The organism is Geitlerinema sp. PCC 9228, from assembly GCF_001870905.1.
GTDB lineage: Bacteria > Cyanobacteriota > Cyanobacteriia > Cyanobacteriales > PCC-9228 > PCC-9228.
In genome coordinates, this window is the sequence record NZ_LNDC01000045.1 from 16,733 (window position 1) to 28,263 (window position 11,531).

An 11,531-nucleotide genomic window follows, 5' to 3' on the forward strand; every position below is an offset into this window, starting at 1 on the left:
TAAGTAAAGCGATCCCAGAGCATATTAGCTATGGATTATATATATCACCTCGCCAATACGAGCCTAACCCTACGGGTAGCAAACCATCTCCGTGCCCATCCTGAGTTCCCCACGGAATTTATGACGGTAATTCATCAAATTGATGGATGGGTGGTTCGCGTCAAGGTGAAGGATTCGCTGGATTCGTACCAGGCTGGCAATTTCCTGGCGTTTATGAACGAACTAGGTATTCCTTACCAGCCGGATATTCGCATCCGCATGGCCCTGTGGAGTTTGGAAAGCGGACAGTCTCCCACTCAGGTAATGCGGCGCTATCACGTTGCAATTGTATCCCACGGCGAACCTAATTTTGATGAAATTCAGCTCTTCCGGCATCAATTTGTGAAGGGACTGGGCTATTGCCCGGAAACCTTGGCATAATTTCTTGGTTGAAATGGGCAACTACCGCTACAGTATGGTTGGCCTGTAAAGTTTCATGACAATCTATTTGTTGACCAGGGGGCGAATGCGAGAGGCAGTTCGCCTTTTTTTGTGAATGAGGTTGCTTAGTTCTTATATGTCTGGCTTGGTTGAAGGTGAATTCCAAGATATGCTACGTTTGGTGGCAGGCATAGAAGGGTCGTGTTATAATATCGGCGTATCACAAAAGAAGCTAACATCTCGCTCGCATTTCGCGTTGGAGAAGGCTTTCAGGATATCTATAAGTTTTTATTTGCTTCCGTGAGGTTATGAAACGCGGCATTTATATTTTAGGCAATAACCGGGTTCGAGAGAATGCGATCGCGCTTTTGAATAGCATTCGACTGTATGACCGGGAAATTCCCGTTTACTTAGTTCCCTTTGACGACCAATACCAAGAGCTACTAGCAAGCTTGCAGCCAAAAGGGGTGGAATTGTTTCCCAATTTAGATAAAATTCAACAACTCTCCCAAAAAATGAAAGCCTGGTTTCCAGAAGGCTTTTTTTCGGGAAAATCCAGTTTGAATAAGCTACGCAAGTTTAATTTTTGGTTGGGACCGTTAGATGAATTTCTCTATATAGATACCGATATCGTTGTTTTTGAAAAAGTTGCCGATATTTTAGACTATTTGTCAGAATATGAATTCCTCTGCTGCGATTTCCAACATAAAGGCGGATTGAAAAATATTTTTAATCCCGTAGTACGAGAAAAAGAAATTTTTACAGATAGCGATTTGCAATATGTTTTTAACAGTGGATTGTTTGCATCCAGAAAAAATATAATCTCCGAGTCTCGCATGGATGAAATTTTACAAGAATGTAGCAACCATCGAGAGTATTTTGATTTTACTAATAGAATTGTGGACCAACCTCTTTTAAATTATATGGTTCTGAAATGTACCTCCAAACGTTTAAATTTAGTCAGAGTTCCTGGTTGCAATGCTGGTAGTTGGGCAGGTTCTTCCCATTTCCAGCAGGTAGAACCGGGGGTTCTTTACGATGGCAATCGGCGCTTGAAATATTTACACTGGGCGGGTAGAAGACCGAAAGATGCCTACCAGGAAATTTGGGAGTACTATCGCTACATGTACGAACCCAAACCAGAACCAGTGAAGGTTCCGTTTTGGCAGCAAATTTGGACAAGTACCAAGCACAATATCAAAACAAATCTTCAAGCCTTGCTCAAAAGATCGTCTTAAATGTTTTGGGGGATTTATCAAATATTCACAATTAATTACAAATGATTTTGATAAAATATTGCTTGCTGTTGTTGGAATCGCAAGATGATGAGGGAAGCTTGGTTGAAGTTAAGGCGATATTATCGTGGAATAACCATCCCTTTGCGGTTAAAACCTAAGTTTATGATTATTGGTACCCAAAAAGGGGGAACCTCTATTTTAAGCGTATACATGAGGCGTCACCCTACCATTGTACCTGCCGTCCAAAAAGAACTCCATTTTTTCGATCGCCCCAAATATCGCAAAGGCAAGTATTTTTATTTTAGCGAGTTTCCCTTGCCGAAGTTAGACAAACTTGGTTCAAAACAAATTACTGGAGAAGCAACGCCTGACTATCTTTTTCATCCCCATGCTCCAGCACGGATTAAGGAATTATTTCCCGATACCAAATTTATTGTATTGCTAAGAAATCCGTCCGATCGCGCTTACGCTCATTACAACCATGAAGTCCGCAATAAGCGAGAACCCCTTCCTTCCTTTGAAGAAGCGGTGAATGCCGAACCAGAACGCTTGCGAGGAGAACTGGAAAAGATGCTTTCCGATCCTACTTATGAAAGCGAAGTTCGCGATCGCAAATCTTATTTGGAACGCGGCAAATATCAGGAACAGTTGCAGCGTTGGTTCGATCTTTTCCCGCGGGAACAATTTTTAATTTTTAAAAGCGAAGATTTTTTTGTCGATCCACAATCTGTTCTGAAGGAAATTTGGCAATTTTTAGATTTACCTGAGTGGTATCCCGAACAATATTCTAAATACAAGCAAAGCTACTCTTCCATCGACCCACAACTTCGGGAAAAACTGATGGACTATTTTCGTCCGTACAATGAAAAACTATACGAATATTTAGGAAGGGATTTTGGTTGGCATTAATTTACGTTTGGTTTTCCAGTTGAATTTAATTTTCTAAGGCTTCCCCATACATCCGATCGAGTATTTCACTCATTTTTCGCGATTCGTGCGCTATTTGAAATCGATGCAAGGCACCTTGGCTTAACATTTCGTAATGTTCTTGGCGATCGCTGCGTTCTAAAAATAGTTGTAGTCTGGTAAAAATTTCTTCTGCCAGATAGTTATAGGCACGATCGACCAATTCCCAGTGGCGATCGCTACCCAATCTTTTCCAATTTCCCCACCCCGACCACAAGCGATTTTCTTTTTTGCCTAATGAAATTATGTATCCGTTTTGGTTGTCTCGAACCAACTCTGGTAACGCACAAATGTTGGTAGCGATCGCTGGTGTGGCGGTGGAAAATCCTTCTGCTATACTATAGCCATATTCATCGTGCAAACTAGGCATAATTTGAAAGTCACTATTCGCCATCATCTCCAATACTCGATCGTTGGGCAAGCGACCGTAAAATTCCACATTAGGTAAATCCAACAGTTCTAAATCCGGACGATATTGTTCTTTATTGGGAAAATCAGTTGGGACGCCCGCTCCCAATTTTAAATCCGATATAATACGAACAGAAATAGGTAAATTCTTTTCCAGTGCTTTTTTCGCAACTCGTACGGCAACAACGCCACCTTTACGAGCAAAATGACCTCCCACAAATATCAAGTTTACCCGATCTTTATTTTGCAGTGCTTTGGGTTCCGAGGTTCTTTGGATAAAATTGGGATGGACGATGGTTTCTTTTTCCAGAACAATTTTCCGGTGTTTTTCATTTTGAATGGCATTTAAGTAGCGTTGTTTGGCATAATCAGATTGAAAAATAATTTTTTTGCAGTTGCCAGCCGTTAGTTGCGATCGCAAAAAGCGAAAGAACAATGCTTCAGCACCTCTGGTTCTTTTACTTTTATATACAAAGGGGGGAACGCTGATGGTGACTAAGAAAGGTTTATTGGTTACTGGAATGGCATTAAAGGCATGCAGCAAATCACATTCCTGGGAAATGGGGAATCGCCAGGTTGCCAAATTTTGAAAGGGCGACCAAATTCGGTCTAAAGGCCAGTAAAGAGACTTAAAAAAAATGTTTTGGGAATGGCGGGGAAGATTGGGAATGCTAATGTGTTTGGCACCAGCGATCGCGATGCTAGCAGGTTTCATGGCGAGCTTCTTCATTGCAGAAAAAAAGAATAGCAACATCAAATAATCATAGCGCGTTTAGATCGAAATTGTAGGCAATACAATGGCTATTTTCAACGGTTGATTTCATTTGCGATCGCTATAGAACTCTGGTCGGTGGGTATCACGCGAGCGTACAATTTCTGAAAAACAGCAATTGTCTAGATAGAATTTTTCCATTAACCTGATAGATCGTTGCGCGAAGCGCCCCTACAAAAATATCCCCATTTTCTCTGGAAAAACTTTAAGGAAATGGACTTACCTGGATGTTTGGTTGCGAAATTCATCAAGAGAATCTTCCGAAGATTGAGATTCGGTGGGTTGGGGTTGGGGTTGGTCAGGACAAAATTCTAGACTAATTCTTACCTTTCCTTTTTGCCATACGCCTGTTTGCGGGTCTAAAAACTCACAATTGACCCCTTTTTCGGTCCATTCACTCATAGATATTTTCTCATTACCATAAAGAGCTATAGATGATTTTTGGGATAAAGCTTTCATCAATTCATTTTTCTTGAAAGTGATATGAGGAGGTAATCGTCTAAGGGGATTGCGGCTATCTGTAATTGAAATAACATCTTTGGAATTGAGAGGTTTCCAAGATTGATTTTGCATCCCTATTCTCCTAATTTAATGACGGTAGTTAGCTCATACTATATCATTTCTAAATTTTCGAGGCAAGCGCGATCGCTTTTTTCGAGGGAAATCCAGCCCATCGATAAAATTCTTCTAGGCGATCGCGGAACGAATAGGGTACCGTAAAAAGAAGCAACCATTTTCACCATAGCCAACCCTTGCAATCCGGACAATCCATGAATAACCTTGACATCGTATTTTTGGTCCTCGATACCCAACGGTTCGATCGCCTTTCCTGCTACGGCTATCCCCTAGAAACCTCCCCCGAACTCGACAAACTTGCCAGCCAAGGAACGCAATTTCAAAACGCCGTAGCGCCAGCGCAGTGGACCATTCCTTCCCACGCTTCCATGTTTACCGGCGTTTACCCTTCCCTCCACAACACCGTACAATCTTACTCAGTTCTGCCAGAAACCTTACCCACCCTAGCCGAAAGACTGCAATCTGGGGGCTACTACACAGCCGCTTTTTGTAACAATCCCCTCGTCGGTGTCATCAACAACGGCTTGCGGCGGGGATTTTATAGCTTCCTCAACTACAGCGGTTGGCTAACCTCACATCCCAACCAAGCCGGCGTAGGTTCTAACTTTATCGATCGCTACCGCCAGGGATTCAAACGGTTGCTTGCCGGTACGTTAAACAAAGTCCAAGATACCTTTGCGCGATCGGAAACCATGTTAGCGCTTTCGTTTACACCGATTATGGTTCCATTGTGGCAAACAGCACTAAGTTTTAAAGGCAACACCAAAAAATCCCTCGCCGATGCAGCGCGTTTGTTAGTAGAACGACGGGGAATTGGCGAAGAACGCCCCATTTTTACTTTTATTAATTTAATGGGAACCCACATGCCCTACCATCCGCCGCGCCAATATGTGGAAAAATTTGCTCCCCACGTGTTACAAGATAAAGAAGCACAGCGGTATTTGCGCCAGTTTAACAGCGACGTGTATGGATGGCTAGCGCCTTTGGCTGACCCGCTGGACGATCGCCGCAAAGCAACCCTTGATGGCATGTACAATGCGGAAGTAGCGGCGCAAGACGAACAGGTGGGACGGTTTTTAAAAACTTTGCGGGATAGCGGTAGGCTAGACAAAACCATGGTGGTGGTTTGTTCCGACCACGGCGAACATTTAGGGGAAAAGCAGTTGGTGGGTCATACCAATGCTTTGTACAATGAATTGGCGCGGGTACCGTTAATTATCCACGACCCTAGAGGAGATTTTGCTGTGGGCAAACGGTATGACGTAGTGTCTACCCGCCGTTTGTTCCATACGGTATTGACAGCGGCTGGTTTGGCAAACGAGTATGAAGAGGCGTTGAATTTGGCTTCGGCGACGAATTCGGAAGGGGATGCCGTGTTTGCAGAAGCAGTTCCGCCGCAAAATGCCGTGAATTTGCTGTTGAAGCGACAGCCGCATTTGGTTTGCGATCGCGGTTACGATGTTACCACCCGCGCTATTTGGCAGGGGAAATACAAACTGCTAGCCAACGGCGAAGATGGGTTAAAACGGCGAGAACTGTACAATATTGCCGATGACCCGGCGGAAAAAACCAATTTGCACGATATTTTCCCGGAAACGGTAGAATCTTTGTGCGATCGCTTGCAATCGTTTGTCGGGGAAATCCCAGCCACGGCAACCGCCAGCGACCGAACCGCCGACAATCACGACGACCCGGAAGTCTACCGTCGCCTGCGCGACCTCGGATATTTAGAATGAACGATAGCCCATCATGTATCCACCTGTCGATCCGATAATTTTTGAGTTTGGACCCTTTGCCCTGCGCTGGTATGGTTTGTTAATGGTAAGCGCTATTTTAATTGGCGCTTATGTTGCCAGTGTCAGGGTTCAAAAACGTGGCGAAGATAGCGAAAATCTCTGGGATATGTTGATTTGGATTTTAATTCCAGGGATTATTGGCGCGCGGCTGTACTACGTTTTTATTCAATCGCCACGCGATGAAACTGGCATTGGTCGCTATTTGTCAAATCCCATCGAAATTTTGCAAATTTGGGATGGCGGCATCCATATTTTTGGCGCGTTTATTTTTGGTGGCATTGCCCTGTGGTTGTATACCAGACTCAATCGGCTGCCAACGTTAATTTATCTCGATGCGATCGCGTTAGCATTACCCCTTGCCCAAGCGATCGGTCGTTGGGGCAATTTCATCAATCAAGAACTATATGGACCTCCTACCACTTTACCGTGGGGATTGCGCATCGATCTATCCCACCGCATTCCCCCCTATAACAATTTAGCGGAATATCCCGAAAGTACCCGCTTCCATCCCTTGTTTTTGTACGAATCGTTGTGGAATTTTCTGGGATTTTTCCTGATTTTTTGGATTTCCCGACGGTTTGGCGCGCAACTCAAAGATGGGGATATCTTACTACTGTATTTAATTTGGTATCCCGGCGGTCGGTTTTTTATTGAGTTTCTCCGAACCGATTCTTGGTTTTTCCCAGGAACGCCGTTTAATGTGGTTCACATTCTTTGTTTCGCGGCGGTGGTGGTTGGCGCAGTTCTCCTGTTTCGCCGCCACTGGGGAACTCGCGATCGCAAAGTTAGTTAATTGTCAGAATCTATGGGTAAATTTCCCCGACTGGTAATTATTGGTTTGGATTGCGCGGAACCTTCCCTGGTGTTCCATCGATTTCGCGAGGATTTGCCGAATCTCTCCCGTTTGATGGAACAGGGAAGCTATGGTAAGCTGGAAAGCTGCATTCCCGCGATTACGGTTCCCGCTTGGAGTTGCATGACCAGCGGTCGCGACCCAGGAGAGTTGGGGATTTACGGGTTTCGCAATCGGGTAGATCGCAGTTACCAAAATTTAGCGATCGCCAATAGCAATGCAGTCAAAGTTCCCCGCTTGTGGGATATCCTGGGGGCAGCGGATTGGAAAGTAGCGGTTTTAGGAGTTCCGGGAACCTATCCACCGCAACTGGTCAACGGCGCTTTGGTTTCTTGCTTTCTCACACCCAACACCGACAGCCAATATACCTATCCCCTCAGCCTCGGCAGCCAAATCCGCGCCTGGGTAGACAAATATATGTTCGATGTTCCCAATTTTCGTTCCGACGATAAAGGGCGCATTTTGCGGGATATTTACCACCTCTGCAACCAGTCGTTTACCATGGCATCGCATCTTGTGGAAAGTTACCAGCCGGATTTGTTAATGCTGGTGGAAATGGGGGTCGATCGCATTCACCATGCTTTTTGGAAACATATGGACGATCGCCATCCCCTACATATTCCCAATTCTCCTTATAAAAATGCCATTTACGATTATTACCGCCACGTGGATAGCTGCATTGGTAAATTATTAGACCGCTGCGATGAAGATACAGCCGTTCTGGTGGTTTCCGACCACGGGGCGCAACCGCTGATGGGAGGCTTTTGCTTAAATCAATGGTTGATTGAAAATGGTTATTTAACGTTAAAGGAAAATCCCGATACGCCAGTTCCTCTGGAAAAAGCGGATGTGGATTGGTCGCGTACGAAAGCTTGGGGGTCTGGTGGTTATTACGGGCGTATCTTTTTGAATGTAGAAGGCAGGGAACCCCAAGGTACCATTCCGGTTACAGCTTATCACGAAGAACGGCAAAAATTAATCGACAAATTAGAATCCCTCTGCGACCCTTGGGGGAATTCGTTGGGGGTGAAAGCCTATACGCCACAGGAACTCTACCAGCGGGTTCGGGGAATTGCGCCGGATTTGATTGTTTATTTTCAAGATATGGCTTGGCGATCGCTGGGAACCATTGGCGGCGATTCCCTTTATCAGTGGGAAAATGATACCGGTCCTGACGATGCCAATCACGCGCAAAATGGTATTATTATATTTCACGACCCGCAAAATCCCAAAGGCGGTCAGTATATTGAAGATGCCCAGATTTACGATATTTTACCAACTTTGCTCGCTCGTTATGGCATTGCCGCGCCGAAAGGGTTGCGGGGGAAGGTTTTGCCGATTTAAGAGGTAAGGCTTTTGTAGGTTATACCATTTCCTGAATAGGATGCAAGAGATAGTAGAGGTATTTTCGTAGAGGCACTTCGCGAAGCGCTTCTCCTCACGCGTTGCGCCCCTCCTAGAAAATCATTGTTTTTCAGAAATGGGATAATTTGTACGAACAAAATATTATTTTCGCGCTGCCTAGATGTTTGAGCGAAGGAGTCCCAACGAAGCCTTCCCCGAACACCAGCCTCCAGGAAAAAATTTTCCTTTTTTTCTTTTTCGCTGGCAGTAAATTTCACTGATGATGTTCTTATTGTAGAGGATTTTTCATCGATTGTCAAGACCCCATCGGGAAAATTATTGATAAGCTTGCAAAAAAGCAATTAACTCTTTTTCCTTGAACTCCTGTGCCAACTGCAATACTTTCTGGGCAAACGGGGCAAATTTGGCATCGGTTTGTTTCAACTGTTCTGCTTGTTTTTGCAGTTTTTTTAGGCTGCCCCTGATGGCTAGATTGTAAAAAGCTTCCACATCGGATATCGGCGGCGGGATCATATTAGCAACAATGGCTTCTGCCTTTTGGGATTCTTTTTCTGAGTGGGATTGTTCGTACTGCCATTCAATTTCCAATAATTGTTGCACTTTTTGTAGCAGTTCTGGGGCTTGGATGGGTTTGGGTAGAAAGTCATCGCCGCCAGCTTCGAGGCTTTTGTATTGGTCGCTTTCAAAAACGCTGGCAGAAGAAACCAAAATGGGGATATTTTGTAGGGAGTCACGTTCGCGAATTTTGCGAATGAAATATACGCCATCGGTTTCTGGCATAACCAAATCGGTAATAATTAAATCTGGTGCGATCGCTTCTGCAGTTAAAAATCCCTCTTCTCCATCCGTCGCCTCTGCAACGTCAAATCCCAAAGGACTAAGTAAATTCACAATCACCGAACGATTTTCCCATTTGTCATCCACCACCAAAACTTGACGCCGTTTTCCTTGGTATCCCACGATGGTTCCTTTGTAGGTTTTGCTGCTAGAATGCGCCCATTCCCTGGCAATGGGAATTTCCACATCCAGCCAAAACGTACTGCCTTTTCCAGGAATGCTGCTAACCTGAATTTGACTGTCCATCATTTCGACAATTTTCTGGCTAACTGCCAATCCCAATCCCGTTCCTTCCGATTTTTTGATAGCAGTTCCAGTTTGTTCGAAGGGTTGGAAAATTTTGCTGGCTTGTTCTGGAGAAATCCCAATTCCCGTGTCTTCTACCTGAAACCGCAAACGCGCCTTCGATTGGTTGGTATCGGCGTCGATGGTTTCTAGCAAAAAGACGCGAAAGATAACGTTGCCTTCTTCGGTGAATTTTACGGCATTACTTAATAAGTTGATTAATACTTGGCGCAGGCGTTTTTCGTCGGCGTGGATACCTGTTGGCAAATTTTCGTCGAATTGCGAGATAAAATCGATATTTTTCTGTTCGGCTTTGAGGCGACAAATTTCGGCAACGCCGCTGAGAAACGAGGGCAAATGGAAATCTATGGGGGCTAGTTCTAATTTTTGCGCTTCAATTTTAGATAAATCCAATACGTCGTTGATTAACATCAGTAAGTGGGAACCGCATTCCTGGATAATGCGCAATCCTTCTTTATCCGAGTGGGTGAGAGCTTGCGATCGCTGTAAAATTTGAGCGTAGCCTAAAATGCCGTTGAGGGGCGTACGCAGTTCGTGACTCATGCTGGCAAGAAATTGGCTTTTGGCTTGGTTGGCGGCTTCGGCTTCGGCTTTGGCTTGGGTGAGTTCTGAAGTGCGTTGAGCAACTCGTTCTTCTAATTCTTGGTTGGTATTTTCCAAGGCGCGAAACGATTCTTGCAACTGTTCTGCCATGGCATTGAAGGATACGGCTAAGATGCGTACTTCGTCTACACCGCGTATGGGAACGCGCCGTTCTAGGAAACCTTTTGCCAATCCCCGACTAGCTTGCGAAAGTTGTAAAATGGGTTTGCTCAACCAACGGGAAGTCCAAATTCCTAAAATTGAAGCAATGGCTAAGGCTGTCAGGCATAAAATAATGGTGGTTCGGGTATTTTTGTTAATTTGCCCCATGAAGGCAGATTCGGGAACGGTAACCACAATCAGCCAATCCAAGCCGTATTGGTCTTGCCAGGGGGTTACTTGTACGAATTGGCGATCGCTTTCCGGCTGGAAACTCAGCATGGTGGGAGAATCAATATTTTTTAGATTGGGAAATTCTTGGTTTAAATATTTTGCGGTTTGCTGAATACGAGGATTTTGGCTTTGACTGGCTGGCAAGCGTTTGAGTTCGCCGTTTCTTTGTTTAGAAATCCCTTGTTGGCTATCGGCGGCTACCAAACGCCCGTTGCGTTCGATAATAAAAACATCCCCCACTTCGCTAATGTCTAATTGGCTTAAAAAATTGCTGATGTAATTGAGGGGTTGTTCGATACCGAGAACGCCGATGAGTTCTCCTTTTTTATCGTAAACCGGGCGGCTGGCAGAGATTGATAAAAAAGAGTCGTATTGGTTCCACCATTCCTGCCACCGATAAATTTGACTCCAACGGGGTTTGCCGGTGGCGACGGCATCGGTATACCAGGTATCTTCGGTGGGTTGGTAGTTTTCTTTGATGCCCCAAGGTTCCTCGCTGCGGTTGCCTTGGCTATCTACGCTGTAGAAAAAGACTTTGCTGGTTGCTGGGGAGGGTAGGGAGTCGATGGCAAATTCGCCGTTGGGCATTCTGCCGACGCCGACAAATCTGCCTTGGGGATTGCTGTAGCTGATATAGCCGACGTTGAAAACTTGCATCTGCTGCCAGAAATGGTGGGAGATTTTGGAGAAGTTATTCTGTTGGATAATTTCTGCTTGCAGGGCTTTGGCGTTGACTTGGTTGAGGCGATGGGGCAATCCTAAATAATGATCTAGCAGGTGGGCTACTTGTTGGCTAACTTCCGATCGCAGTTTTTGGGCTAGGTCGTTGACGGCTTGTTGCCCGTTGCGTAGGGAAAAGTATCCCGTTAAACCGACGGCTATGGTAATTTGTAGGAGAAAGGGAATTATGAGGGCGTAACGTAGGGGAATTCTGCGCGGTGTTTTTTCGATGCGATCGCTTAAATCTACCATTATTTTCGTAACCTTCATTGCCACAAGCAGTTCTAACGAAACTTGCA

The 11,531-nt window shown here is 44.9% G+C and carries 10 protein-coding genes; 6 read left to right on the forward strand and 4 right to left on the reverse strand.

From position 1 onward, the window contains the following. Window positions 1-30: 30 nt before the first annotated feature. From AS151_RS02955 to AS151_RS02965, 3 genes are all read left to right on the forward strand, one after another. A complete protein-coding gene (locus tag AS151_RS02955; RefSeq protein ID WP_071515581.1) occupies window positions 31-420 on the forward strand; it encodes a DUF732 domain-containing protein in 390 nt (129 codons plus the stop codon). 308 nt (window positions 421-728) lie between these two features. Beyond that, window positions 729-1,658 carry an Npun_R2821/Npun_R2822 family protein gene (locus tag AS151_RS02960; RefSeq protein WP_071515582.1) on the forward strand — a complete coding sequence of 310 codons (930 nt, stop codon included), beginning with the start codon at window positions 729-731 and terminating at the stop codon, window positions 1,656-1,658. A 162-nt stretch (window positions 1,659-1,820) separates the two neighbouring features. Next, on the forward strand, window positions 1,821-2,567 hold the full coding sequence (locus AS151_RS02965) for a sulfotransferase (protein WP_170861295.1): 747 nt from the start codon (window positions 1,821-1,823) through the stop codon (window positions 2,565-2,567). 25 nt (window positions 2,568-2,592) lie between these two features. Here AS151_RS02965 and AS151_RS02970 read toward each other — a convergent pair whose 3' ends face one another. The 3 genes from AS151_RS02970 to AS151_RS23020 all read right to left on the reverse strand — a co-directional run bounded on the left by AS151_RS02970 (window position 2,593) and on the right by AS151_RS23020 (window position 4,547). After that, window positions 2,593-3,747 carry a glycosyltransferase family 4 protein gene (locus tag AS151_RS02970; protein WP_071515583.1) on the reverse strand — a complete coding sequence of 385 codons (1,155 nt, stop codon included), beginning with the start codon at window positions 3,745-3,747 and terminating at the stop codon, window positions 2,593-2,595. Window positions 3,748-4,023: 276 nt separating this feature from the next. Beyond that, on the reverse strand, window positions 4,024-4,377 hold the full coding sequence (locus AS151_RS20540) for a KGK domain-containing protein (protein WP_084639364.1): 354 nt from the start codon (window positions 4,375-4,377) through the stop codon (window positions 4,024-4,026). 38 nt (window positions 4,378-4,415) lie between these two features. Beyond that, entirely contained in the window at window positions 4,416-4,547 is a 132-nt protein-coding gene (locus tag AS151_RS23020; protein WP_275527966.1) for a hypothetical protein, read from the reverse strand. A gap of 27 nt (window positions 4,548-4,574) precedes the next feature. On the opposite strand from AS151_RS23020, the gene AS151_RS02980 reads away from it, so the two are divergent. Genes AS151_RS02980 through AS151_RS02990 form a run of 3 tightly spaced genes read left to right on the forward strand, consistent with a single transcriptional unit; the run spans window position 4,575 to window position 8,373 of the window. Then, on the forward strand, window positions 4,575-6,116 hold the full coding sequence (locus AS151_RS02980; protein ID WP_071515585.1) for a sulfatase: 1,542 nt from the start codon (window positions 4,575-4,577) through the stop codon (window positions 6,114-6,116). 13 nt (window positions 6,117-6,129) lie between these two features. Beyond that, the gene (gene lgt, locus AS151_RS02985) at window positions 6,130-6,969 is read left to right on the forward strand and encodes a prolipoprotein diacylglyceryl transferase (RefSeq protein WP_071515586.1); all 840 of its coding nucleotides are present in this window, start codon (window positions 6,130-6,132) and stop codon (window positions 6,967-6,969) included. A gap of 12 nt (window positions 6,970-6,981) precedes the next feature. Continuing rightward, window positions 6,982-8,373 (forward strand): alkaline phosphatase family protein, encoded by a 1,392-nt coding sequence (locus AS151_RS02990; RefSeq protein ID WP_071515587.1) that lies wholly within the window; start codon window positions 6,982-6,984, stop codon window positions 8,371-8,373. A gap of 336 nt (window positions 8,374-8,709) precedes the next feature. On the opposite strand, the gene AS151_RS03000 is transcribed toward AS151_RS02990, so the two are convergent. Beyond that, complete coding sequence (locus tag AS151_RS03000; RefSeq protein WP_071515589.1) at window positions 8,710-11,502, reverse strand: ATP-binding protein; 2,793 nt, start codon at window positions 11,500-11,502, stop codon at window positions 8,710-8,712. Window positions 11,503-11,531: the final 29 nt, after the last annotated feature.